We start from the raw sequence: 26,227 nt of genomic DNA, 5'->3' as shown, positions 1-26,227 counted from the left end.
ATTCCTTTCTATACTTAAGCCGCTTGCTTCTGAAGCAGATCGCGGTTCTTCCACATGAACGCAGCAGACAGCACCAGTCCCAGGACGACGATGACCGTACCGTGGATCGGATTGCGGCGGAAGAGGTTCATGGCAAACTTGACTTCTTTTCCGGACTTGACTTCGGCAAAGTCAAATCCGCCGAACACCTGACCATCCGTCGTTTCGATGGAGAAGGGTTTCTTATCGCTGAAATCAACGATATTCAGGAGTTCCCGTTCAGCAGGCACGCCCATCTTGAGCTGGTAGGCGGCAATGTCCACCGGAGTGGTATTGCGGAATTTATAGCCGACTTCAATCACATCGTTTGGCAGAGTTTCCCCTAAATCCGCCTCTTCGCCAACGTACTGGCCCTCCAGCCGGAAGGATGCAACAACTGAAACCTCGGTCTCTTTCTCCTGGAAGCTCATGGTATAGTAGCTTAAGTCACCCAGCTCCGTTTTTTCAGGCATGCTGAGGATGGTTCCGGTCGTCGCGGTCACCTGGATCAGCTCCGCTTTCTTGTTGAACGGGAAAACGATCTGTCCCAGTTCATTGGTCGTTGCCGTGACGCTCTGATTCAATACGGCGTGTTCTCCCTGCGGTACAACCTGATCTTCAATCCGGGTAATCCCGGATAAGCCTTCGGCCAGCACCGGAGTCCAAAGCATGCTGAAGGTCAGCAGCAGGACGGCAAAAATTCTGAGTTTTTTCATGTTCCGTTTCCTCCTATGCGATCCCAAGAATCTTGAACCAGGTCAGCGCGGCAACCACCATGAGACCCCACTTCACCAGCAGCACCAGAACTCCGTAGGTGAGCTGCTCCAGCACTGTAAAGAATCCGGTTCCGTAGTAGATCAGGTTGACCTTGGAATGGGGCGGCAGAGTGATGGTATCGGCGATGCAGAAGGCAGCCGGCAGAGCCAGGGCAACCGGATCATAGCCAGTGGCCTTGGCGATTCCGATAATGGTCGGGATCAGGATAATGGTTCGTACCGTCTTGGAGGTAAACAGGAAGTGGCTGAAGCTGGCGATAAAGGTTACGACGGCAAACAGCACGATAAAGCTCATGTTTTCAATCCCGATGCGGGAGAAGATCTTATTCAGGCCCCAGGCCGCCAGACCGGTTTCATCCAGCGCGACGCCGCCGGCATAAGCGCCGCAGGCAAAGATCAGAAGATTCCAGGAAATCTTGGCTTCCTTCCACTTCAGGATGCCAATATAGGGCATGAAGAACATGGCAGCCGACAGGAGCGCTACCATGACCAGGCTGAGCCGGAAGCCAAAGAACTTCAGCTGCAGGCTGTCCAGCGCCCAGAGGGAAAGCGTTCCCAGGAAAATGACCAGGGCCTTTTTCTCGTCCAGCGACATCTTGCCCAGCTTGTCTTTTTCCTCACGCAGCCGGGAGATGTCAATCTTTTTGTTTTTTTCGGCCTTGGGCAAAGGAAACAGAACTTTTCCGATGAAGAACATGGCAACCAGGGTGGCAATGGTAACCGGTGCGGATGCCATGAACCACTCCAGCCACGAAACTTCATGACCGGTCAGATCCTTGATGAAGCTGATGGCCAGAATCTGAGATGAGGTTGCGGTCACGATCGCCGCCGTGGACAGATTGTTCGCCTGAATGCCATGCAAAGCCAGAGACTTGCCAAAATTATTCTTCGGGTCCTGGATACTCAGCTCAAAGGCTTCCACCACCAGCAATACGATGGGGAACATCATGGCCGCCCGCGCTGTGGTGGAGGGCACGATAAAAGCGATCAGGAAGTTCGTGGCAATCAGCAGCGCCATAATGCTGTTGGCTGTCTTGCCGAACTTAACCAGCAGCGAGAGTGCCATGCGCTTGGCCAGGCCGCTTTTTTCCATGCCGGACGCGATAATGAAGGCGGCAAAGGTCAGCCAGATCACTTCATATCCCAGAACGCTCATGGCCTGTTCTTCACTCCAGGCTCCTGACAGCGGCAGAGCAACGATCACGAGCAGCGATACTGCATAATTCGGCAGACTCTCTGTGATCCAGAGTGTCAGTGCGGAAAGAAAAATTCCCATCGCCATTTTACCGGCGTAGGACAATCCTTCGGGTGTCGGCATCAAATAAATCAGTGCAAAGATGATAAAGGCCAGCGGCAGACCGAAGAACTTCATTTTTTGCTCAAACGGACTTTTCTGCTTGGTCACTTTTACTGGTGATTCCATTTCCATATCCCCTTCCATTCCATTCCAACGATGTCCAGCTTTAATGCCCGGGTTGTCAAAGCTGGCTGTTCAGTCCTGTGATCCCAGGACAATCCTAATGATAATAAAAAAGCAGAACAATGAACAATCACGACATTTTATCATAATCATCAGCAAAAGTGATAGCAGACTGAAGAAGAACCGATTTCATAAATAAATCTTATTAAGTTAGCTCCTCGAATTTTTTTTCTAAGTGATGCCTTGGTTTTTATATGCATATGTTTTATACTACAATAAAAAATGTTTATGATAATTCGCCAGGTCAGCGCCGAATGAGGAGGTTTCCGATCGGACTGATTCCTTCCCACCACTGCCTTTCCCCACCGATGCAAGGAGCTGCTATGAATCTGGATTCCATTCAAACCTTTCTTCTTCTGGCACAGACCCAAAGTTTTACCCGAACCGCCGAACAGCTGTTCTGCACGCAGGCTGCCGTATCCATGCGGATCCAGCGCCTCGAGGAGTGTTTCGAGTGCGCGCTGTTCACCCGCAACAAGAAACGGGCCGAGCTGACCAAAGAAGGGCAGCTCCTGCTGCCCTACGCTCAGCAGATTCAGAACAGCTTTGCCAACGCCCGAACGCATCTGCTTCAGTCGAAACTGATGGAGGAGTCGCATTTTGCCATCACCTCTTCCAGTACGCCCGGAACTTACATTCTGCCCAGCCTTCTGCTGAAGTTTCAGCAGAAGTATCCCTTCATCACCATTGTGAACAACGTCCAGTACACTAAAAATGTGATTGACCAGGTGCTGGACGGAACCTACCCCATGGGCTTTATTTCAAAACCGGAATTCGAGGCTCCGCCGGAGCTGGTCTGTGAGTCCATCCTGGAGGATCCTCTCCTGATCGTTGTTCCGCCGGATCATCGCTTCACGCACCGGCCTTCCATCAACCTGAACGAGCTGGCGGAAGAAACATTTCTGATCTCCAATCCCCATACCTCCCTGATTCCGTATCTGGAACAAGCCGGAAAGTTCAGATTCGATTCCAAGCGCCTGTTCTCCGTCGGCTCCATTGAAGCCATCAAGCAAAGTCTGTACAATCGCATGGGGATATCCATCCTGTCCGAAAGCGCCGTCCGGCAGGAACTGGATCTTGGTCTACTGTGCAGGGTGAATCTGACTCAGTCGATTCCGCTGTGCCGCAACATTTACTATATTCACCGCCGGGACCGCAGACTTACTCTGGCTTCCGACTTGTTCCTGAAGTTCATCCGAGAGTCTCTGACCGAGAATTCGGCCACAGCGTTCCCCGATCCGAAATGATTCCTCGAACCTGCTTCGACCTCATGCAATAAACCAGCCCTGGCTTAACGCCAGGGCTGGTTCGCTGGATGGGGTCTTATTTATGATCCGGAGTAATTCTACACCCGGTTGGTTTAAATTTCTACAGCAGCGACTGGGCAACCGCCTTCGCCTGAGCGAGAACTTCCTCGGTGGGATTCCAGTTGCACTTGATTTCAACATCGGTTACGGGGAAACCGGCTTTTTCAAGCATTTCCCGGAGCACCTTATTGCCTTCACCGCTCCAGCCATAACAGCCAAACACCGCGGCTTTCTTGCCGGTCATCTTCAGTTCCTTCAGGAAGTGGAGCCAGCCGCCGACAGAGGAGAGGATATCCTGTCCCACGGTGGGAGATCCCACCGCGATGGCTTTGGATTTGAAGACTTCCGTCATGATGTCATTCTTGTCGGTGGTCGAGATGCTGTAGACCTTGATCTTGGTGGTCGGCGCCATCTCGCTCAGCTCCTGCGCGATGCGGTGAGCAATCTTCTTGGTGCCGTCCCACATCGTATCATAGATCACCGTGATCTGATCCTCCTGATAGTCATCACTCCACTTGGCGTAAGCCTCAATGATCTGCAGCGGATTCTCCCGCCAGATTACGCCGTGGCTCGGAGCGATGATGTCGATGGGCAGGTTGAGTCCGACCACTTCTGTGATCTTTTTCTTGACCAGGGGCGAGAAGGGCGACAGGATGTTGGCATAGTACTTGATAGCCTCTTCCCAGAGCAGACACTGGTCCGCCTTGTCATTGAAGAGCTCGTCGCAGGCAAAGTGCTGGCCGAAGGCATCATTGGAGAACAGGATATTGTCGCCGGTCATATAGGTTGCCATGGAATCAGGCCAGTGCAGCATGCGCATTTCTACGAATACCAGCTGCTTGCCGTTGCCGATGTCCAGGCTGTCCCCGGTTTTCACCACATTGAAGTTCCACTCCGGATGGTGGTACTGTCCCACCAGAGATTTTACGGCATTGGCGGTGCAGTAAATGGGAGTATTGGGAATTTCTTTCATGAGCTGGGGCAGAACACCGGAGTGATCGACTTCCCCGTGATTGACGATGATGTAGTCAATCTTGGCCAGGTCCACCTCTTTCTTGAGGTTGTCGAGGAATTCCGTCGAATGCGGGGTCCAGACCGTGTCGATCAAAACTGTTTTTTCTTCCTCAATCAGGTAGGCATTCTGGCTGGAACCATGGTTGACGCTGTAGTCATCCCCGTGGAAGGTATCCAGTTCCCAGTCGATTTTTCCGATCCATGAGACGTTGTTCTTGACCGTTCTTTTCATTAATTCATACTCCTTTCCTTTGTGGCGATAAGTACTGTTTTTTTCTTCGCGGTGTGAGTGAAGACAAGTTCGAGGGTCACAATGGCCCTTGAAACGAGGAAATCAGTGCTGGCATGCAGGATCCGGTGAGATTGTTCACCCCTGTCTTGATTCAGTGGATAGCCCGCCTGGTCTGATCAATAGTTTGTTTCCTCCGTCTTATGCTTTCAGTATAGCGAGGCAATGACCTCAAGAATATGATTCAAATCAACTTTGAAGGAGTTCTTCCAGCCCTTCGATATTTTTCAGCTGAATCCAGCCATGGCCCTTCGTGATGAGGCCTGATTCAGCCAGTTCGCTCAATTTCCGATTCACCGTTTCCTTGGTCAGATGGATGGAGTTTCCGATATCGGACTGGGTCAGTTCCAGCTGATCCGCACCCGTGCGCTGCCGGCGCTCCAGCAGGAACATTACCAGCTTTTTCATGGTGTCCCGGGTCGAAATAATTTCCAGGAGCGCATGGCTCTGATCCAGTTTCAGCGACAGGTACTCCATGATCTTGATTCCGATCCGGGGCTGTTCCATTATGAGCTCCTTGATGCGCTCATAGGAGATTAAACAGATTCCAACCGGACTCATGGTCACTGCCGTTTCCTTCTGCCGCTGGGTGGAGAACAGCTCATCGCCGCCATGGATATCTCCCGGAGTCATTATATCCAGAACAATTTCCTCACCCTCCTGACCGTAGCGGATCAGTTTGACCTTGCCCCGGCGCAGGATAATAAGACGGTCCGTCGGATCGCCTTCTCGAAATATGATTTCCTGATTCGGATAGTCGCGATGCTCAACCAGACGGGCGATGGCATCGATCTCCGCCCGGGACAACTTCATAAATGCGGGCACATGGCTCACACAGACATCCTCGTGGTGGCAGGTCTGGCACTCCTGTGCTTCTGCCTGGGGTTTCATTTCGCTTCTCATGGCCTAATTATAGCATCAAACCAAATGGATGGGCCTACAGGCCCTGCCACCATCCGGTTAACAAATCATGAACCCTGATTCGAAAGCAGCGAGTCCGGTCCGAAGATCCGCTTCCATTTCCGGAGGATTAAGATCAGACCGAATGTGACTTAACCCGGCTGAACCTGTTCCTGGTACCGGCAGTATTCAATCCGCATAAAAAAAGAGACCGGAATGTCTAACCCACACTCCGGCGAAAAGGGAATCAACTAGCAATATACATCCCGTCTGGATTTCAATTGATTCTCCAGAGGAACGATATCCAAATAGAGGGCCTGATGCTCCCGGATGGTCTTTCGAACCGACTCAAGAGCTTCAGGAAAGACCAGGATGGACATGCCGCAGGGTTTGCTGCCCTTGACCTGCCGAGGCGTTGAAGCGATCCGATGATCGATCCCGCTCTGATCCAGCAGATCATGCAATGCCATGCCTTGATCATAGTTTTCAAATAATATATAGTACACCAGGTCTTTAGCCATGGAGCATTTCAACAAAGGCTCCGATCCGTGTGCGCAGCTGTTCCGCATCGGTGTCGGTATAGTCCGTTTCCAGATTGAGTATAGGAATTCCGGCTTCTTTCAGGGCTTTCGTCACATTGAATTTTTCAATGTCGTACAGTCCGCAGAATTTCAGATTGCAGTCAATGACGCCATCCGCTTTGTATTCCCGGGCCAGGCGCAGAATGTCTTCGATCCGGCCCTGATTGGGGGTAAAGCAGGCACAGTTGTTTTTCATGTAGCGCCGGGCCAGTGCGTCATACTGTCCGTCCAGGCTGTTCGGTTTTTCATCCACCAGGTGTTCAAAGTAGCGGGTTCCGGTGCACATTTCTTCACACACCACCACCGCTCCGCTGGTTTCGATAATGTTATGCAGTTTCCAGTTCGGGACTGCCAAAGGCGTTCCGGTGACCAGGATCCGCTTGGTCCCCTGAGGGACTACGGAAACACCATCCCGGATCCGCTCTTCCAGTTCGTCGGCCAGCCGGTTGCACATCTTGGCGCAGCGCTCCGGATCATCAAAGAACGAGATCTGGGTCATCAACAGGGCATCCCGGCCGGAGATCGGCACCACTTCGGATTTTCTGGCATCATAAACTCTGGCCAGAGCCCGTCTTTTCTGATTGAGCAGACGGATTGCCTCACTGAGCTTTTCGGGTGTAACTGGATTCCCTGTGACTTCTTCCACCGTGCCGGCAAAATGAGCAATCTCCTGCTTCCACTTCAGAATATCTTCTTCCCGCTTCATCTGAGGAACATCCATGACATGCATAGGAACTTCCTTCCCGAGAATTTCGTAGGCTTTTTTCTTGCCGTCACAGGTCGTTTCTCCAACGTACATATCGGCAATTTGGAAGAAGGGGCAGGTTTTTCCGAGACGCGCGCCGACGGAAGCTTTTATTAAGGAGCAGGTACTCTTGGGCAGAACCGCCTCCCCGTCCGGAACCCAGAACTGGGAACCGCCGCAAAGACCGGTGACAATGCCATTGGCTGCCACAATCACTTCATCCGGGACAAAGACACAGAAGGTGCCGAAGACTTTCTGACCGTTTTTCTGAGCTTCCACCAGTTCGGCTGGACGGATGCCATGGACCTGTGAGATCACCAGATCCCAGAAATCCATTGCTTTGGGCCGATTTTCCTGAGTCAGGAAAACATCTCCGACTGCCATCGGCAGCACCTGGCACAAAGTATCATGATTCTCCAGGTCCATTCCCAGTTCCCGCCACATCTGTACGTAATCTGACATACTGTTCCTCCATCGATCGAAGATCATCGATCCGCTTTTTTTATTTTTTACCTGCCGCTGGCCCTGAATTCCCCTTCATTGCTCCAACCGGTATGCTTTGATCAAATTCTTGTTGATGAAATTCTCTTCTGGGGAATTTCTCTATTGTCGAAAATACCTATTATCGATGTTCTCGCTTTATAGATCTTCTCGATTTATTGATGTTTTCAATTATCGATGTTCTCAATTATCGAAAATATCATTGCTGAAATTTTCCTGATCCAGTTCACTTTTTTCTAGGCTTTCCTTGTCGCTGACCGGTCAATCGCGCATCGATTCCGAAATTTCTTTCAAGGCTTCCAGGGCCCTCCGGACCTCGGTTTCGGTATTGTACCAGGAAAAACTGAATCGAACCGCGCCGGTGCGATCGGTTCCCAGCGCGCGGTGCAGCCGGGGTGCGCAGTGAGCGCCTGGCCTGGTGGCGATCTCATAGCGCTGGGCCAGTTCATCGGACACTTCCCCAGAATCGAGATCTGCCAGATTTAAAGCGACTATGGCGGCCCGTTCCCGGTCTGAAAAATCGCCATAGATTCGAACGCCTGGAATATCCTTTAGTCCGGCGACAAACTGACGCATCAGCCTCTGTTCGTGTTCGCGAATCACACTCTGACCGGTGGTTTCTATAAAGTCCACCCCTGCGGCCAGTCCAGCAATTCCGTGAGTGTTCAGGGTACCGGCTTCAAGCCGGGCCGGCATGGAATCGGGCTGGCTTTCCTCATAGGAATTCACCCCGGTTCCTCCGACCAGGAGCGGTCGAAGCTTCAGTCCTTCCCTGAGACAGAGTCCGCCGGTGCCCTGTGGTCCCATCAGTCCCTTATGACCGGTAAAGCAAAGCGCGTCGATCCCCATCTCCTGCATATGGACAGGAAAAATTCCGGCGGTCTGCGAGGCATCGACAACAAATGGAATTCCGGCCTCTTGGGCAATCGCTCCGATCGTCACGAGATCCACGAGGTTCCCGGTCAAATTCGAAGCATGCGTTGATATAATGGCACTGGTCGAAGGACGAATCAGCCGACGGAAGTCATCCATGTACAGCCGGCCTTTGGTATCAGACCGCACAAAGCTTAATTTGACCGCCGCTTCGCGCTTCAGGCGATAGAGCGGACGGAGCACTGAATTATGCTCAAGATCCGTGGTAATGACATGGTCACCGGGGCGTATCAGACCCGTGATTACAGTGTTGAGCGCCTGAGTAGAATTCGCAGTAAAGACCACATGATCGGCCCGGGCACAGCCAAACAACCGGGCCAGGCGAACCCTGGCCTGATAGACGATCCGACTGGCTTCCAGAGAGGATGCGTGAGTCCCCCGGGAAGCATTTCCCATAGAGGTCATTGCCTGAATCACGGCATCGATCACACCGGGCGGTTTCTGAAGGGTCGTCGCTGCATTATCCAGATAGATCACCGGGACACCTCCCGGGAACCCTCGGTGCAGGCGTAAAGGGCTGCTCCGATGGCACCGGCGTATCGACCCAGCGGCACAGACTGTACGGGCACCTTCAGCAGCGCTGAGAGTGACTGGCGGACATATTCCGCGTCACATAGACCGCCGGTGAGGCAGACAATCCCCGGTTGACTCATATACCGGGCTGCCTGCGACGCCACTTTTCGAACAATGGAATCGACAATTCCAAAGGCAATATTTTCCTTGGCCTCGCCCCGTCCGATCAGGCTGATCACTTCAGACTCGGCGAATACAGTGCACATGGAACTGATGGAGGTGCCTCCGCCGGACTGAGCCAATTGAAACATCTCATCCAGGGTGACTCCGAGGGTATTGGCCATGACTTCCAGAAAGCGGCCGGTGCCGGCCGAGCACTTGTCATTCATGTTGAAATCGCTGACCACTCCCTCGTCGACCCGGATAATCTTCGTATCCTGGCCGCCGATATCAATGACCGTAAGGTTCTGCGTGTCATGTATATGGCAGGCTCCCCTCCCGTGACAGCTGATTTCAGTGATGCGCCGGTCGGCATAGGGAACTGAAATCCGACCGTAGCCGGTTGCTACACAAAGATCTTCCCAGGGATCCACTCCCTGGGATTTCAAACTGTCCCCGATGGACCGGGCTGTATCCGCACTGCTCCAGCCGGTTGGCTGAAGCAGATGGTGCAGTACCTTGCGATCCTGATCCATTACAATGGTCTTGGCACTGGTAGATCCGATGTCAATTCCGATAAAATAACTCATATGAATCCTCTTTTTACAGAAGCAATCTTCTGATTATCGTTTGTTTCCTATCATGATTATAGATTGCTGTTAAATTTGCTACAAATAGTTAGATTAAATCATAAGCGGTTTGTTATCGGTAATATCGATAACAAACCGCTTATGGTTCCTATTTTTATTTTATGAGTAGGATTGAAACGGCTCCGTTCGGACCAGCTCCAGAAACGACTGGCCAAGTTCACTCAATCCGCCTTTTTTACGATGGATCATATAGAACCGTCGCACCACTGGAATCTCTTCCAGTTCGAACTGGATCACCTGCCCAGTCTTGACGGCATCCTGAACCGTCCGGGCGGACATCAGGGCCACCCCGGTCCCCAGACGAACCAGTTCCTTAATACAGTCCGGGTCTGAGGTTCGCACCACCGGCGCCAGCGGTTTCTTTCGACCTTCCAGCCGGTTGAGGTAAAAATCAACCATCGCTTGAGTACCCGAACCGGTTTCCCGGAGAATCAGCGGCTGATCCAGCAGTTCCCTGCCATACACGCCTCTTTCCTTCATCTGGAAGAATTCCGGCAGATTGGGGGTCACAAGCACCAGATGATCCTCCCCCACGGCCTCATAGGTCAGAGACTGACGGTTGTAATGGGTTCCGACAAATCCAAGCTGGATTTCATGGTTCATCAGGAGATTCATAATTTCCTCGCTGTCGCCGGTGTGAATTGAAACAGATGTACCAGGATGCTTCTTCAGAAATTCAGAGACATACCGGGGAACAAAACTTTGGGCCGGTACGGTGGAAGCCCCGATCACCAGCTCTTTTTCCACATAACCTGACAGGCTGTGCTCCAGAGCATCGCAGCGGCTGATAATCTCCCTGGCATAGGGAATCAGTCGATTGCCTTCTTTGGTCAGGCGGATCTGTTTCTTAGCTTCCCGCAGAAACAGGTCCACGCCAAGTTCTTCTTCCAAGGCCTGGATATGACTGCTGATGGTAGACTGAGACAGAAACAGCTTCATGGCTGCGCCTGTGAAACTGCCCATTTCGGCTACCGTCAGAAAGACTCGGAGTTGTTTTAAATTAAGATTTTTCATGCAGCATCACCCAGTTCAGCATATCACACTCTCCCTGCCCAAGGAAAAGATTTCATCTGTCATTCTTACGCGCAAATCTTGGCATCCGGGACAGGCGGCTGTTTCCAGACTCAACTAAAGCAGTGCTTGAGAGGATGGATCCATCCGCCTGACTCAATTTTCAACTCATCAAGGAGCACTTGATAGACGAAGTGAACCTGCGTCGATAGAATAGAACCAGGAGCTCTGAATCAATCCAAACGAGGAAACCATATTATGAAACCATTCAACTGGTTCCGGGACAAACCGTCTCAGGATCTGAATAAGGAGAACGAATTAATGTTTGAAATGGAACAAATCGGAAAAAGAATCTCCAGTCATCGAAAACAACGGAATATGACCCAGCAGGATCTGGCGGATCAGATGGGTGTAACCTACCAGGCCGTATCCAACTGGGAGCGGGGCCTTTCCATTCCTGATGTGCTTCGCTTAAAGGACCTGTCTGCCCTGTTTGACATCTCTCTGGACGAACTGATGGGGAACGATAAGGATGCCCGGATTGTCAAAGTAGCCTCCGGAACGGAGACACCGCACAGCGTCGCCGAACTGGTCGAATCGGCTCCCTATATGAAACCGAAGGATCTGGAAGAACGGCTGCTGGACCAAATAGGAAATCCTCCCGCTGAGCCCTGCCAGAGGCAGTCTGCTCCGATGGCACCACAACCCCCGGTGATTGAACCACCACAGGCGGTCGAGCCTCCTCAGGCGATCGAACCGATCAAAAAAATCGAACCGATCCAAAAAATCGAACCGATCATGTCAATCAAGCCGATCCAGTCAATCGAACCAGTCCAGGCAGTCGAAGCAGTGGCGGCATCGGATCGGTTGCCTGAAACGCTTCATTCCGCAATAGAAGCTAAGGCCGCTGATCCGGAAGCCATCCTTCCTCTGGTCTCCAAAGCCCAGTTCGAAAATGACTCTGATCAAGAAGAACCGACTCATGAAGAGCAAAACCAGGATCAGTCCTTCCGGTTTGAGGATATCGCCGCCATGGCACCTTTCCTCAGTTCGGATGCCCTGGAGCGGGTGCTGCGTCAGATCATCAGCCAGGATCAGACCTTTGAGCCGCAGCTGCTCAGTACGATCGCGCCCTTCCTGGACGGCGAACATTTGGGTGGACTGATCCGCCTGGCCGTTGAGAAGGAACTCCCGGTAACGGGAGACCTGCTGCTCTCCACCTCCCCCTTTATCGAGTCAGACGCGTTGGAACTGCTGGCCATCGAACTGGTCCGAACCGGGAAAATCTCACCGGATCACCTGATCGCGCTGGCACCTTTCCTGGACGGGGATGGTCTGCATCGAATCATCAAGCAGTCTGATCAGGCCGGCCAGTCCCTCCCGGAGGATGTCATTCTTGGACTCGCTCCCTTCCTTGATTCTGAGACGATTCATCTGCTGCTGAAATCGCGCCCCGCAGCCAGCAGCTTCCTGATTCAGGGACTGCTCCCGTTTGCGGATGAAGGCGTACTGGAAGATCTTCTTCTGCGAACGTTCAATCGCCGATAATCCGCTCAGGGGAAACTCCGGGGACGTGAATCCCGGTCATTTGCCAATGCTTAGGTTTGGCTCACCCTTCGACTGGATATCGGAACCATTTGCTTGTAGGGCAATCACTGACATCAGCTCCCTTAAAAACGTTCACCCCTGGCATGGGATTTCCTCCTATGCCAGGGGTGCTGTTTTTCTATTCAGTTTATCCGATCCGTAATAATTCTACTGTCGGGTATGTTTTCTCTGACCGCAGCCTCTTCTAGCTGTTTGGTCCCTCAACTGGTTTGTCCCTCTAACTGATTTGTACTTACCTTCCGGACATGATTCATTACGGGGTGATCATTCGGTTTCCGGCCTCTTCCAGCGCCCGCGCCATCTGCAGATCCATCGGCTGAATCAGGTTGTTGGTATGAAGCGGACTGCCCGGAATATTCAGATCCGGGCGTATCCCGCGATCCTGAATCTCCTGTCCATCGGGTAGGATGTAGTAGCCGGTGACCAGTTTAATGCCCTCGCCTTGCGGCAGGTTGATGTATGAGTAAACTCGGCCTTCGCCGGGAGTGGCTTCTCCGACGAGGAGAGCATTCGCCTGTTTCTTCAGAGCACCGGCCACAAATTCGGCAGTACCTTCGCTTCGGCTGTTGATCAGGACGACCACCGGTTTTCCGGCCAGGAGCCCGCTGTCCGAGGTAAACTGGCGTGTGCTGCCTCTGGTATCCCTGATTGTCACAATGGCCTGTCCCTGCGGAATAAACTTTCCGGCCAGCCGCACAGCCTCCGTAATCTTGCCCGCCGGCAGGTCGCGCAGATCCAGAACAAACGCCTGAGCACCTGCCCGGGTCATCTCCTCAAACCGTTTATCCAGCTCCTGTTCCACTCGCTCATTGAATTCAGGAATTCGCAGGATCCCGATGCCATCCTTTACCAGGGATCGTACTTTCTGGGGAGTCAGAAGTCGAAGTCCGACCAGGACGTTGTACTGATGATCCTCCCGGAGCAGCTGCAGGGAAACCGTTCGACGATCATTATGAAGCATTAAATTGCGAGCAGCCTCAATTTCATTCCCGGTATAAACCCGCTCATTGATCTTGAGGAGAATATCACCGGGATAAATTCCCGCCTTCTCCGCCTGACTGTCTTCATCCACTCGGAGGACAATCAGCCGTCCGTCCTCCACCCCGAGGTGGATCCCGGTTCCCCGGATCAGGGAAGGCCTGGCCTGGATTTCCGCGAATTCCCGGGCATTGAAGTACTGGCCGCCGCCCTGAAGGGAATTGACCATGCCTTTCAAGGCTCCTTCCAGCAGGGTGTTCTCAACAATGGGGCCATTGTACATATTTATCACGTGGCTTTTGATATCCTCCAGTTTCGTCCAGTCCATGGCTGGTGTGGCTGGTTTCGGAGTCATAGTGACCGGCGGGGTGCCCTGGCCAAACCATCCGGGCAGCCTGGTTCTTGTTCCATATCCCAGCACCGCAGATATCACCAGCAGGATGGCCAGCAGCAAGACGGTCTGTCTGGATTGACTGTTATTCTTTTGATCCATCGTTTACCGCCTCCTGGTGATTGATTCCTGTTCAGATAATTTTTATTCAGTAAGATCTGCGCCCAGTGAATTCTTAAAATGATCCAGGGCAGCCTGATGTCCGGCCGGATTGAATGAGGCCACACAGGAAAGCGGGATCTCGATGCGGTAACTAAGGTTATAGGCATCAAATGCTGTGTGCAGGACACAAATGTCCGTGCAGACGCCGGTGATGACGACGGTATCGACGCCATGACTGCGCAAAAGGGCATCCAGCGGCGTTCCGTAGAAAGAGGAATACCGTACTTTGTCAAACCAGTGCACGCTTGGCTTTCCCTGGTATTGCTCATATACATCCTTTACCCGTCCATACAGCTCCCGGCCTTTCGTTCCTCGAATATTGTGGGGCGGAAACAACCGGCTCTCCGGATGGCAGGGGTCATCGGCTTCATGAACATCCATGGTGAAGATGACCAGGTCTCCCTGTTCCACAAACTGACGAATCCGCTCGACAAGAGCTGACTCAATCGCCTGTCCGGGCTCCCCGCAGGTCAGTTTTCCGTCCGTGGCGATAAAATCATAGGAATAGTCGACAACGATCAGTGCTTTCTTCATGTGCTGACCTCCATTCAAGTTCTGTCATTCCATGATATCCTATTTTCCGGCCTTTTGTACTACAAATCGGAGAAGAAATCCAGCCAGAAGAATTCCCAGTCCGGAAGCAATCACGGTCCAGTCCATGGTCAGGGCCATAACCAGACAGGCAATCAACCCGGCCCAGGAAATCCAGTCGGGGAACAGTCCCTTGCCTTCCTTCATGCGCAGGGCTGCCAGGTTCGCCAGGGTATAGTACAGCAGGATTGCAAAAGTGGCCGTCCGGGCGATCACGGGAATGGAACCGATCATAACCAGGATCGCGATAATGGCCGCGGTGATACCGATGCTCAGGGCTGGCACTCCGGTGGGACTGACCCGGCTGAAGAACCGGGGCAGGTCACTGCGCTCAGACATGGCGTACATCATCCGGGAAATGCCCAGAATCTGGGAGAGCAGAACTCCCAGCATAGCGGTACAGGCCGCCAGTCCGATGATGGTCGTGATTCCGGGGGTGCCCAGCTGTCTGGCTGCGGCCTCCAGCGGGGCCGAAGAGCCCGCAAGTGCCGCGCTGCCAACGGATCCGACTGCAGCCAGACCTACCAGACTGTACAGAATAACGGAAGCAATCAAAGTGATTATCACGGCCCTTGGTATGGTTTTTTTGGGTTCCTGCACTTCACCGCCCAGTGTTGTAATCCGGGCATAGCCGGTAAAGGCAAAGAACAGAAGACCGGCCGACTGCAGGACACTGCGCCAGCCGCTTGGTGCAAAGGGAATCAGGTTTTCCGGCTTGAAAGCGCCCAATCCCGAGATGATAAAGTAGAGTAAACCCAGAATCGTCACACTGACGATGATCTGGTTCATTCGCCCCACCTTCTTGATGCCTGCCAGATTGGCCAGCGTCAGGATCGCTATGGCAGTGAGTGCGGCCGCCTGAGGATTCACCCCGGGAATCAGCTGACTCAGATAACTGCCAAATCCGAGAGCGACAACACCTCCGGCCGACAGCTTGGATAACAGAAATGTCCAGCCGGCTGCAAAACCGGTTGCCGGATTCAAAACCTGATATCCATACTCATAGGTTCCGCCGGATGCCGGATAAACACTGGCCAGTTTTGCCGAGGACAGGCCATTGCATGTCGCCGCGAACCCCGCGATCAGCATGCCCAGTAAAAAAGCCGGTCCGGCCAGTCCGGCAGCCAGCCCGGTTACCACAAATATGCCGGCTCCGATCACAGCGCCCAGCCCCACAGCTACTGCGCCGGTCAGATCCAGATCACGTTTCAGTTTATTGGTTGAATTCTGCATAATCTATACCCATCCTTGTTGATATCTCATATTTTTTCTAATCATATCAAAAAGGTTTTTACGCTCTGTTAACTGGATGAAAACAATATAATATGTTTTCATCTCCAATAATGCAAAACTCAAACCACAGGCTAAAAGTCATTCCCAAAGAAAAGACAGCAGATCGTCATCTGCTGCCTTTATCCTTAGAAAACAATATTTAGTTGTTCCCTTAACTCAAATGGATGCCTGATTTGTTATAACCTCTTCCAGGTTTGTACAGGTAATGTTCTAATCCCTTCCGGATTTGTACATACTATGCTTGTGCCTATCGCACTGTAGCATGAACCGTTGATCCCTTTCGGATCTGCGGCTGGCTCCATTTTCGTTGTAACTTCAGGAACTCCATCCACACCAGCATATTGTAGTTATACAAGATCATGAATCATTGGATTCGATGACTGCTGGTTATATAAGAGATGATCTTGCGATCATATTCTTATCCAGATATACAAGTCAAATTTTGATCTTTTATGCTGATGTTTTTGGTGGAGATGCCTTCAGTTCTTCCTGCATCGGCTACCACCTCGATTGCTTGATTTGCTGCCTCAGGATTTAATTTGCGTGAATATCATAGAAGATATTATTGAAATCAATCACTGGTGCAACATCATCCGTTGGATCGGCTTCTTTTGGATTCAGATACTTTTCGATGGTTGTGAGAATGTTTCCGGATCATCATCTGAAACGATAGTTTTGGATCGGATCATTAACTTGGTCTTAATGTTGGATCTTACTTGGGTTTGGGTTTTCATCCCTAACTTTAGCTGGATCTTGGATCTTGACTTGGTTTTTGATTTGGTCCTTGACTTGGTTTACTGATTTGGTTCCGAGTATTGATTGTTTTGGTTTACCAGTTACACTTGTTTTGGATTGGATCGTGAACTTGTTCTTGATTTGGCCCTTTCATTGGTAAGGTTTGATCCGAACTAATGTTGAAGGATTGGGATCATTGACTAGTTTTTGATTTGTTCCTAACGAGTTTGGTTGGCTTCCGAAACTTTCGATCGGATCTTGATCTGGTGGATTCTCGCTCCCTTGACAATAAATATCAAGGAATAACTGAATTCGTTAAGTATTGATCTGTTATCCATCAGAGGCTTTTCTTTTGGATTAAGTACATCATAACGTATCCCAGCTATTAAATCAACTGTTTTTTTAACTTTTTTTCGTAAATAGTTTTTTAACGGTTTTTTCATTTTTGAAATTATAAGCATCACATTGCTAATTCTTGTCAAACTCAGGCACAATGCACCTTATGCTATTCAATTGTGCTAAATCATTTTCGGGTTTATTCCCTGAGTTCATCATTTGGTCATATCGAGTTCCTAAGGAAGCGCAAAGCTCCATCCCTTGGCCCGGATCGTATCGATGTATTTCCCCAGGACTTCCAGGTCTGAACTGGAAACGACATGAAGCAGTACAATGGAACCCTGCTTCGTCTGATTCAGCAGCGACTCCAGCGTAACTTCCGGGGAAAGCTGATTCTCCGGATCCCAGTCCCGCAGAGCAACCTGGTAGAGTTCCGTGGTATAACCCATCCAGTGAACCAGTCCCAGTGTCCGTTCCGAAAAAATCCCAGAAGGCGGACGATAGTACCAGCGGGCCGGTGACTGTCCAATCGCTGCTTTATATTGGTTCTCCCACCGCATCAGATCATTGTAGACCAATGCCATGGAATCAGCCATCAGATCCACTGTATCCGGGTGGCTCCAGGAGTGATTTCCCACCTGATGCCCTTCGTTGAGCATTCGTTTCACCAGGGTTGGATGATCTCTCAGGTAGGTTCCGGTCAGATAAAACCTGGCTTTGACATTTTTGGCTTTCAGTACATCAAGAAAGCCTGCCGTTAATCCATTTTCAAATCCGGCATCAAAGGTCAGATGAACCTTCCCGTCACTGTAACGGTAGTGGGAATCCAGTTCCGGGTAGCCGTAATGATAATCCTGAGGGTACGTATGGGACCACTCCATCTTCGCATTGGAATAGTAAATGATCCAGTCTGGCGGCACGTCAGGCCGCAGAATCGGGAACTTGGCGGGAGTCAGATAATTCTGACTCATCCAGCCCGTCATTCCATAGATCCAGGTTTTTACCCACCCATTGCTGGTTGTCAGTACCGGGATTGGCGTCCCTGAAGGAACCGTCATCAGAATTGAGTATCTGGTAGAAGGACCGGTTCTCAGACGCAGGTTCGTAGTGGTTTTCATTCTGGGCAGGCCGTCAATGGGCTTGGTGTAATTCAGGCTGACCCATCCGATTGTTCCGGACCAGACCGTCTTCACCCACGTTCCGCTTTTTTCATAAAGCGGGATCGGTGTATAGCTCGGAATGGTCCTTAAAATGGTGGCTGTCAACGACGGGGCGGACCTTAAATTCAGAGTGGTTTTCACAACACCCATTCTGGACTGAGCCGTAGGTGCCAGGTATTTTAGACCCGCGTATCCCGAATTGCTGTTATAGCTGGTTTTCGCCCAGTTGCCGGTGGTGCTGAAAATATCAAGCGATGTCCCCTTCGGGATAATGTCCAGTGTCTCAGACGCTGTGGTGGGAGCTTCCCTCAGCCTTAAATCAATCGTCGTCTTCATGACCTGTCCCGCCAGGGTCTGCACCGGCATCAGGCTCAGACTGACCAGCAGCAGGCAGGCGCTGGCTGTTTTAAAGCGTTTCATCAATTCTACCTCCCCGAAGATCAATCTTCGGACGGCAATCGCCGTATCCTGCCAGTCTTTCAATCGAAAGACTGATATTGTTGCGGAGTCCAAGAAAAGTGTGAAATGCAGTGATACTGAAATTGATCCCTTTTCGATCGCGCTGCGCAAATATTTTCAAGTTCAGGAGGCTTGTCGTGATATCCAACTGTATTTTCAAATCTGATGCATCTGGGATGAATCGTACCGATTGAGTTCAGTGATGCCAGCCTGTCTGCTTCTTTATTACATAATGGGTTGTTCAAAATTTGAAATGACGAAAAGGAACATGGGGCGTTGATTGAAGGTTCGAATGATCATACTCCGTGATCCTGGTGTCCGGTTAAACTGGATTCTCTTCTTAGCTTAATTATAAGCTTTCTTCCTGGTGATTTCATTTTAGCCTTTTTCCGAAAGATTGTATTACAATCCCGTATCACTCCTGAAATAGCGCACAGGCCGGCGTTCCTGACAAATCAGTCCCCGAATTTCCACGCCTGATTTCGACAGCTGACCTCTGTCCGGATTCAATTCATGAAAATTTCAAATATCTTCTGGACACCTTATGGATCGAAAGTGTTCCAAGGTGGATGCCTGGTGTGACTTGTGGCTTTGACTTTGACTTTGACTTGTTGGTAATCAATCGAATGGGCACTATAAAAAAAGCTGAAGCAGAGATCGATCTCTGCTTCAGCTTTTTTTAGGTGGTTCAGGGAGTTGCGATGGTCCAGCTCTGAGCGTGGATCCAGTCTATGTATTCCTGCAAAATTTTGATGTTGGTGGAGGAGACGCAATGCAGAAGAACAATGGAACCGGGTTTGGTATCGCGTTTCAATACATGCATGGTGGCTTCCTGTGTCATCTGCTTTTGCGGGTTCCAGTCATCCAGCGCTACCTCCCAGAATTCAGATTGATATCCCATCCACTGCACCAGTGCGAGGGTACGTTCGGAATAAATCCCGGAGGGAGCCCGGTAGAACCAGGTGGAAGGGTAAGAACCTGTCGCATCATGAAACAGCTCTTCCCACCCGACCATGTCATCATAGACGAGTTGAGGTGACTGCTCCATCAGAGCGACACTGTCCGGATGGATGTCGGTATGGTTTCCCACTTCATGGCCTTCGGCCAGCATCCGGCGAACCAGTTCAGGTTCCGTCTTGATAAAGAAGCCCGTAACATAGAAGCGAGCCCGCAGGCCATTGGCCTTCAGTACATCCAGATATTGGGCAGTATATCCATTTTCATATCCGCAGTCAAAGGTCAGATGGACGGCATTGTCCTCATAGCGGTAGGCGCCGCCAAGTTCCGGGAAAGCAGACAGAGTGGCAGTTTTCGTGTAATCCCAGTTTAATTCGTGATTAGAAAAACCGGAAAGGTCCGGCAGGGCTTGCGTCCGGAAACCTGATGTCATGGGCTGGGCCAGATATGACCGGCTGATCCAGCCGATTCGTCCGAAGTACCAGGATTTTACCCAGTTGCCCGATGTGCCCAGAACCGGAATGATGGCGGAACGCGGCACATAACCGATTCGACTGTAGGACGATCCCGGTCCGGTTCGGAAACTGGTCTGAAGCGTTATCTGCAGCTGTGGCATTTCAATCATGGTTTTCGTGTATTTGACCCCCACCCAGCCGATCTTCCCTGACCAGACCGTCTTGATCCAGTTGCCCTGCCGTTCAAATACCGGAATGGGGGTATGCTTTGGAATCTTCAGCAAAGATGCATAGGAAGTACCCGGGCCGCTGCGCAGCCTTAAATCTGTCGTAACTGCGCACATCTCCGTATTGGCTGTCGGTGTAAGATACTTGAGCCCGCTATATCCGGCCTTTCCGGCATAGGCAGTCAGCACCCAGTTCCCCGTGGTTCGGTCAATGTTGATTTCGGTCCCCTTGGGGATCACCCCCAGTTTCGTGGATGTGCTCGATGCTCTGGCTCTTAATGGCAGATCAATCGTGGTTTTCATAACCTGAGCCATGGACTGGACAGGCAGCAGGAGAACCAGGACAAAGACCAGGATCTTAACAGCTGATTTCAGTTTCTGATTCATAAAATTCTCCTTGTCGGGGTATTCTGTGGATCCATGGGCACTGTCAGATCCAGCTGTTTTCATTGTAACGGACAATTCTAAAAAATTCATTATTAATCCGAACAATATGTACTTTTCCAGAAAGAATTTCTGAAATTTCCCATATAAGCATCCATGTAACTGCATCTCGAAATGTGCCGGGTAAACAAATAATGAATTGAGCAAAGAATTCCTCACTTATCCAACAATTAATGGTAGAATTTAATTGTGAAAATAATCATTATTATGCAATTATTATTTCATATCAAATTAATGGACTTTCGTGAAAGGGGGAATTAGGTCAACTCAGTACTTTTGGATGAATTTTCCAAGAAACAGTCGGTATCTCTCCAGTCATTCCTTTCTCAATAGTTATTAAATGCTTGATCCCTCGATCCTCTATTGCCCCACAGAAATATGTGTGGCTTCAGGATCTGTAAACGTGACGGAAGCCGGATCCGAATGGTAGTCGGAGCCCCTCCGTTTCTCTTCGATCCCATCGTCCTTAACGTGAATGCTTTCCGCCGATAAAGAGAACAAAGAGCGGTCCAGTGAGCATCCGATTCCTGAATGCATAGAAGTAAAGGATCAGTTGAAAAATTCGAATCTCACGGGGTTTTACAATGAAGATTGTGAAAAAGATATTGAAAGAAGAGGGTGGCCAGGCCTTAGTTCTGGTTGCTCTCATGATGGTAGTGCTCATAGGTTTTGCGGCGATTGCGGTGGACATCGGGATGGTAACCTGGCAAAAGTCCAATCTGCAGAATGCTGACGATGCAGCTGCGCGCTGTCTTCCGCTTTTACCGTGGACTTCGAGGATGGAATTACCATCACTAAAGGAACGGTCGCCACTATTAAACAGGAAGTTGGTTATATCTATGAGCAAAAAAAGCCCGTGTACATTTTCAGTCTTTCCAGTGATGTCATAAAAAGTGGCAAGTACGCGAAAACAAAATATATGAAGAATAAAGATCCTGAGTTTGGGAGATGAATATGTCAACGCCCTTGAAATCACTCATTTTGATCGATTTCAAGGGCGTTTTTTGTCCTGTTATTTTATGTTCTCTAGCAAATCAAGTTTCGTAATGCTACGGAATTGAGTCAGGGTCATGCTCTTTCTCAAGGGTTTCATTCCCAGGACCCGGTGCAAGTTTAAGTAAGTATTCGATACCTTGATGGGCGTCAGGATGATGTCAGGGAATGTGCCCTGAACCACCACTCTGGGCTCCTCAAGGGTATCCATCAGCACTCCCGCTGAGATCGGGGGCATCTCATGCTCCACCACCAGATACTGAGTGTAGCGGACCATGCATAAGGCAATGAAACACAACACGAAGTGACCTCTGATGTGTTTGTCGGTGTGAACGTACGCCGGTCTTGCCTCTAAGTCGGACTTAAGCACCCGAAAGCTCTCTTCGATCTTCCTCAAGCCATGGTAGCACGTTGTGACCTCTTCGGTGGTCAAGGCCAGATTGTTCGTTATGACTGCGTAATAGCCGTCATATTGCTCGGCCTCTCTGACCTTTTCTTCGCTGATCTTCCAGTCGGAGGTATCCTGTTCCATCTCCAGAAACTGGTTGACGCCCCGCTTGAGCGAGGTTTTCAGCTGGTAGGGCTTATCCATTTTCTTGTTTAATTTATTCAGCATACGCTGCCGATCTGCGTAGTCTTTGCTCGCTCGACTGGAGGTCCAGGTCACGTGGATCTTGACCGGGACGCTCTCCTCTCTCGTCTTACGTGGCCTGCCCGGTTTGCTCCTGGCACTTTCCATTTCTTCCTCAGTCAGAGGCACTTTATACTTGAATTCCTGCGTCACGACTTTTTCTCTCCGCAGAAGCTCACTCGTCTTTGAATCGACGATCTGGGTCCAGCCGGCCTCATCCCACACCAGCTGTTTGAATTCCTTGGAGGAGCGTTTGAGCGAGTAGCTGATGACAAAGTCATTACCTGCTTTGCACAGGTATTCCAGATTCGGTCCGCCGTAGAGTCCGCGATCAGCGATGATGGTGATTTTCTCCATCCGGTAGATTTCGCGAAGACGCTCAACAGCAGTGATCAGGGCGCTCTGATCCATCGTGTTCCCTGGGAAGAGCTCATAGGTTACGGGGATCCCGTTATTATCGATCAGAAGTCCCATGAAGACCTGGACTTCATTGTTTTTGTGATCCTTGGAAAATCCAAACATCCTTAGTTCGCCCCAGCGGGTGCTCTCAAAGGCGTAGGTCGTCACATCGTAATAGCCGCGGTGATGTTCTCGGTTGGTGTTCTTCTCAAAGAACATCGCCAAATGGGAGATGAGCTCGTCCTTTGACTCGGTCAGGACATCCAGCACATCATAGAGCCGGTCAAGTTTCATCTCGGTTAACCCGGCAAAATCCACTTGATCCTTTGCACAGGATAGGATACTGGCTAGATCCATTAAGCGGTGAACCAGCAGATCGAAGATCATGTCCACGACCTCCTGTTGATCCCGTTTACCGACGGTCTTTGCAAGCAGGTGGTCCAGTTTCATTGTCTCCCAAAGCCTCCGGATCAGGCTATGGCCGAAGCGATAGCTTTGGGTGACTTCCGATTCATCCCCTAATTCTTGAGTGGACAAAGATACCGTCAAGGGGGCATTGGACTCTTTTTGTTCAAGCGTGCGCCTGCGCGCTTCTTCTTTTAATTTAGCAATGACATCGGGGTCTTGAGCCAACATCTTCTCGTAGTTGCCCAGGGTCTCAATGACCTTTATCTTTTTACCACCGGTTCCGGGAATCCGTTTGTCTTCCCGAAATTGGATGACTCGATACTTACCGGAACCGGTAATTGCCACGTACATGGGACACCTCCCCGCAGAGATTTTGTTGCTATCATTGAACAAAATCGCTACGCGATAGTTCTTTGTTACAATTTTATACTTATGCCTCTTGGTTTGACAGAGGCTTGTTCGTGCAAAAAAAACAAATAGTAGCTACACCTCCATTTATGGTTTATTGTCGATTCACTACAAACAACAAATAACCAAAGGAGAGCAACTACTATTTGCACGCCTATGTTACCATATTTTAGCCACCACAACAACACAACTTTTTTAATCTGCCCATCCAGGTCTCCACCCAAGGCGCTGATGCCCAATGCATTACTGCGCTTTTTGAAAGGAGTACCTCGATGGATCAATTTATTTTAGAATCTTATTTCTCTCAAATGGAACATTGAACAAAATCGCTACGCGATAGTTCTTTGTTAAAATTTTATACTTATGCCTCTTGGTTTGACAGAGGCTTGTTTGTGCAAAAAAAACAAATAGTAGCTACACCTCCATTTATGGTTTATTGTGGATTCACTACAAACAACAAATAACCAAAGGAGAGCAACTACTATTTGCACGCCTATGTTACCATATTTTAGCCACCACAACAACACAACTTTTTTAATCTGCCCATCCAGGTCTCCACCCAAGGCGCTGATGCCCAATGCATTACTGCGCTTTTTGAAAGGAGTACCTCGATGGATCAATTTATTTTAGAATCTTATTTCTCTCAGATGGAACATTATCTCGAACTCAGGGACCTCTCACCAAATACCAAAAAGAGTTATCAATCCTTCCTCAAATCCTATCTCGAGTGGCTTGATTCAATGGGCATCCAGCCCAAGGACGCATCCTACGAGAATATCAGAACCTATATCCTCTACTTGAAGAAGACAAAGAAGCTTTCCAACCACAGCATCAATGCCCATACCTCTCAAATACGATTTTTCAGGCTCTATCTCCTGAAGCAACCGTGGGACCGGTACGAAGTTCCCGCCATGACGATCAAGTCTTACCTTCCAGAGGTTCTTTCGGTGGATGAGACCATGGCGTTTATCAACTCCATAAACGATTTGCGACTGAAAGCCTGCGTTGCATTACTGTATTCCTCCGGACTCCGGTTGTCTGAGCTTTGTCATTTGCGCTTTGAAGATATCCATTACCAGGATGGCCGAATCTTTATACGGGCTTCGAAAAACCGGTCCGAGCGGTATGCCACGCTCTCTAAAAAAGCGGTACTCATCCTAACAAAATATTATTATCAATATGGGCGACCCAGGGGATGGCTTTTCCCCAACAAAAAAGGGGATGGACCAGTGAAGAGCGCTTTTTTCGGACGTCTCATTTCTCTCCATCTGAAAAGCCTTAACTGGAGCAAGCATGTGACCGCTCACTCATTTCGCCACGCATTTGCCACTCATCTCTATGAGAGTGGGACAGATCTTCTTACCATCCAGAAACTGCTGGGACACAAATCCATAAACAGCACCACCATATACATCCATCTGGCAAGAACCGGGCCTGTCAACTTCAAAAATCCCTTTGATGGTGGTTTGTAATGCACAAAATCCAGCAGGTCTTTGATCAGGGTTACCTTGGTTATCTGGAACAATACGGAATGAACTATGAGTCGAACAAAGTGGCAGAGGCGATCATGAGCTGCAAGACACCGGCTATGGGCGGTAACCAGACCATTTGCCAGGACTGCGGCAAAACCCATTTCCACTACAATTCCTGCAGAAATCGCCATTGCCCCTGCTGCCAATCCCTGAAAAAGGAAAAATGGATCGATGCCCAAAAGGAAGATGTCATTGATGCTCCTTATTTCCACGCGGTCTTCACCGTGCCCGAAGAGTTGAACCCACTGATCTATGCCAACAAACGGGCACTCTACAACCTCCTGTACAGCGCCAGCTCGGAAACTCTGATGGATCTGGCCCGCGACAAAAAGTTTTTAGGTGCGGACATCGGCTTCATCAGTGTCCTTCATACCTGGGGCAGCAACCTGTCGTTTCATCCGCATATTCACGCGATCGTTCTGGGCGGTGGTCTCACCGATGCCGGTCGATTCGTGACTTCAGGCAAGAAATTTCTCTTTCCCATTAAGGTTGTTTCAAAGCTCTTTCGAGGCAAATTCCTGGACGGTCTTAAAAAACTCTCACTCAAAAAGACTCTGGCTTTCCCTGGTGAACTGAGCCTGCTCCAATTTCCTCGCGAATTCAACCAATTCCTGACGAAGCTTTATGCCAAAGAATGGATTCCCTACCTCAAAGAACCGTTCAAATCCGCGGACCAGGTGATTGAGTATTTGGGCCGATATACGCATCGTATCGCCATCAGCAACTCCAGGATCCTTGAGGTCGGCGACAAATCGGTTACTTTTCGGGTGAAGGACTACAAAACCGGTACGAAAAAAACGCTCACTCTTGGGCATGAGGAATTTATCCGAAGATTTCTCATGCATGTTCTCCCAAAGGGATTCGTCAAAATCCGGCATTACGGATTGCTCAGCAACCGAACGAAAGGCAAAAAACTTAAGCTGATCCGGATCCTGATCAAAGGGAAAATCGTCAAACCGGTCTTAAAGGATCTGACGGGAGTTGAACTTCTCAACCGCATATACGGGATCGACGTCAATTGTTGCAGGCATTGTGGAAGTTCAAACATCCGGCGACAAAGTCTCGCCAGTGTCAAAAAGATCGAATGACCATGGGCCCCGATACAAAAAAGCTCCACCCAGGTGGGGCTGCGAAGCATCCCCTTTTTTTCCAACGATGTTCCAATTCCAAAGTTTTACAGAGT

Annotated in this window: 20 protein-coding genes; 5 read left to right on the top strand and 15 right to left on the bottom strand. The window is 50.1% G+C overall.

Annotation, left to right across the window (positions count from 1 at the left end; genetic code table 11):
* Window positions 1–14 precede the first annotated feature (14 nt).
* Window positions 15–734: a hypothetical protein gene (locus P6M73_RS02160; RefSeq protein WP_277854517.1), complete on the bottom strand. Its 720-nt coding sequence runs from the start codon at window positions 732–734 to the stop codon at window positions 15–17.
* A 13-nt stretch (window positions 735–747) separates the two neighbouring features.
* Window positions 748–2,217 carry an SLC13 family permease gene (locus P6M73_RS02155; RefSeq protein ID WP_277854516.1) on the bottom strand — a complete coding sequence of 490 codons (1,470 nt, stop codon included), beginning with the start codon at window positions 2,215–2,217 and terminating at the stop codon, window positions 748–750.
* 380 nt (window positions 2,218–2,597) lie between these two features.
* On the opposite strand from P6M73_RS02155, the gene P6M73_RS02150 reads away from it, so the two are divergent.
* Window positions 2,598–3,521: a LysR family transcriptional regulator gene (locus P6M73_RS02150; RefSeq protein WP_277854515.1), complete on the top strand. Its 924-nt coding sequence runs from the start codon at window positions 2,598–2,600 to the stop codon at window positions 3,519–3,521.
* A 121-nt stretch (window positions 3,522–3,642) separates the two neighbouring features.
* On the opposite strand, the gene P6M73_RS02145 is transcribed toward P6M73_RS02150, so the two are convergent.
* From P6M73_RS02145 to P6M73_RS02115, 7 genes are all read right to left on the bottom strand, one after another.
* On the bottom strand, window positions 3,643–4,827 hold the full coding sequence (locus P6M73_RS02145) for an oxygen-binding di-iron domain-containing protein (protein ID WP_277854514.1): 1,185 nt from the start codon (window positions 4,825–4,827) through the stop codon (window positions 3,643–3,645).
* 246 nt (window positions 4,828–5,073) lie between these two features.
* Window positions 5,074–5,775 (bottom strand): Crp/Fnr family transcriptional regulator, encoded by a 702-nt coding sequence (locus P6M73_RS02140; RefSeq protein WP_277854513.1) that lies wholly within the window; start codon window positions 5,773–5,775, stop codon window positions 5,074–5,076.
* Between the two features lie 260 nt (window positions 5,776–6,035).
* Window positions 6,036–6,305: a putative Se/S carrier protein gene (locus P6M73_RS02135; protein WP_277854512.1), complete on the bottom strand. Its 270-nt coding sequence runs from the start codon at window positions 6,303–6,305 to the stop codon at window positions 6,036–6,038.
* The gene (locus P6M73_RS02130; protein ID WP_277854511.1) at window positions 6,298–7,572 is read right to left on the bottom strand and encodes a double-cubane-cluster-containing anaerobic reductase; all 1,275 of its coding nucleotides are present in this window, start codon (window positions 7,570–7,572) and stop codon (window positions 6,298–6,300) included. Before P6M73_RS02130 ends, P6M73_RS02135 begins: the two co-directional genes overlap by 8 nt.
* 300 nt (window positions 7,573–7,872) lie before the next feature.
* On the bottom strand, window positions 7,873–9,021 hold the full coding sequence (locus P6M73_RS02125; RefSeq protein ID WP_277854510.1) for an aminotransferase class V-fold PLP-dependent enzyme: 1,149 nt from the start codon (window positions 9,019–9,021) through the stop codon (window positions 7,873–7,875).
* On the bottom strand, window positions 9,018–9,806 hold the full coding sequence (locus tag P6M73_RS02120) for an acyl-CoA dehydratase activase (RefSeq protein WP_277854509.1): 789 nt from the start codon (window positions 9,804–9,806) through the stop codon (window positions 9,018–9,020). Before P6M73_RS02120 ends, P6M73_RS02125 begins: the two co-directional genes overlap by 4 nt.
* 159 nt (window positions 9,807–9,965) lie before the next feature.
* Window positions 9,966–10,880 carry a selenium metabolism-associated LysR family transcriptional regulator gene (locus tag P6M73_RS02115; protein WP_277854508.1) on the bottom strand — a complete coding sequence of 305 codons (915 nt, stop codon included), beginning with the start codon at window positions 10,878–10,880 and terminating at the stop codon, window positions 9,966–9,968.
* A gap of 255 nt (window positions 10,881–11,135) precedes the next feature.
* Between P6M73_RS02115 and P6M73_RS02110 the strand changes: the two genes are divergently transcribed.
* The gene (locus tag P6M73_RS02110; RefSeq protein ID WP_277854507.1) at window positions 11,136–12,425 is read left to right on the top strand and encodes a helix-turn-helix domain-containing protein; all 1,290 of its coding nucleotides are present in this window, start codon (window positions 11,136–11,138) and stop codon (window positions 12,423–12,425) included.
* Window positions 12,426–12,738: 313 nt separating this feature from the next.
* On the opposite strand, the gene P6M73_RS02105 is transcribed toward P6M73_RS02110, so the two are convergent.
* From P6M73_RS02105 to P6M73_RS02085, 5 genes are all read right to left on the bottom strand, one after another.
* The gene (locus tag P6M73_RS02105) at window positions 12,739–13,956 is read right to left on the bottom strand and encodes a S41 family peptidase (RefSeq protein WP_277854506.1); all 1,218 of its coding nucleotides are present in this window, start codon (window positions 13,954–13,956) and stop codon (window positions 12,739–12,741) included.
* Between the two features lie 42 nt (window positions 13,957–13,998).
* A complete protein-coding gene (locus P6M73_RS02100) occupies window positions 13,999–14,550 on the bottom strand; it encodes a cysteine hydrolase family protein (RefSeq protein WP_277854505.1) in 552 nt (183 codons plus the stop codon).
* A 39-nt stretch (window positions 14,551–14,589) separates the two neighbouring features.
* Window positions 14,590–15,840 (bottom strand): APC family permease, encoded by a 1,251-nt coding sequence (locus P6M73_RS02095; RefSeq protein ID WP_277854504.1) that lies wholly within the window; start codon window positions 15,838–15,840, stop codon window positions 14,590–14,592.
* Between the two features lie 1,367 nt (window positions 15,841–17,207).
* On the bottom strand, window positions 17,208–18,551 hold the full coding sequence (locus tag P6M73_RS02090; RefSeq protein ID WP_277854503.1) for an SH3 domain-containing protein: 1,344 nt from the start codon (window positions 18,549–18,551) through the stop codon (window positions 17,208–17,210).
* Window positions 18,552–19,278: 727 nt separating this feature from the next.
* Window positions 19,279–20,616, bottom strand: a complete 1,338-nt coding sequence (locus tag P6M73_RS02085) for an SH3 domain-containing protein (protein WP_277854502.1) — start codon at window positions 20,614–20,616, stop codon at window positions 19,279–19,281.
* 641 nt (window positions 20,617–21,257) lie between these two features.
* Between P6M73_RS02085 and P6M73_RS02080 the strand changes: the two genes are divergently transcribed.
* Window positions 21,258–21,563: a Tad domain-containing protein gene (locus tag P6M73_RS02080; protein WP_277854501.1), complete on the top strand. Its 306-nt coding sequence runs from the start codon at window positions 21,258–21,260 to the stop codon at window positions 21,561–21,563.
* Window positions 21,564–21,685: 122 nt separating this feature from the next.
* Here the strand turns inward: P6M73_RS02080 and P6M73_RS02075 are convergent, their stop codons facing one another.
* A complete protein-coding gene (locus P6M73_RS02075; protein WP_277854500.1) occupies window positions 21,686–23,455 on the bottom strand; it encodes an IS1634 family transposase in 1,770 nt (589 codons plus the stop codon).
* Between the two features lie 668 nt (window positions 23,456–24,123).
* Here P6M73_RS02075 and P6M73_RS02070 point away from each other — a divergent pair.
* Complete coding sequence (locus P6M73_RS02070) at window positions 24,124–24,984, top strand: tyrosine-type recombinase/integrase (protein WP_277854499.1); 861 nt, start codon at window positions 24,124–24,126, stop codon at window positions 24,982–24,984.
* Window positions 24,984–26,132, top strand: coding sequence for an IS91 family transposase (locus tag P6M73_RS02065; protein WP_277854498.1), 1,149 nt, complete (start codon window positions 24,984–24,986; stop codon window positions 26,130–26,132). Before P6M73_RS02070 ends, P6M73_RS02065 begins: the two co-directional genes overlap by 1 nt.
* The last annotated feature ends 95 nt before the right edge of the window (window positions 26,133–26,227 follow it).

The organism is Anaerococcoides asporogena (assembly GCF_029590275.1).
Classification (GTDB): Bacteria; Bacillota; Clostridia; order Clostridiales; family Clostridiaceae; genus JG1575.
Note: the sequence above shows the minus strand (reverse complement) of the source record. Positions and strands in the feature narration are given on the sequence as shown.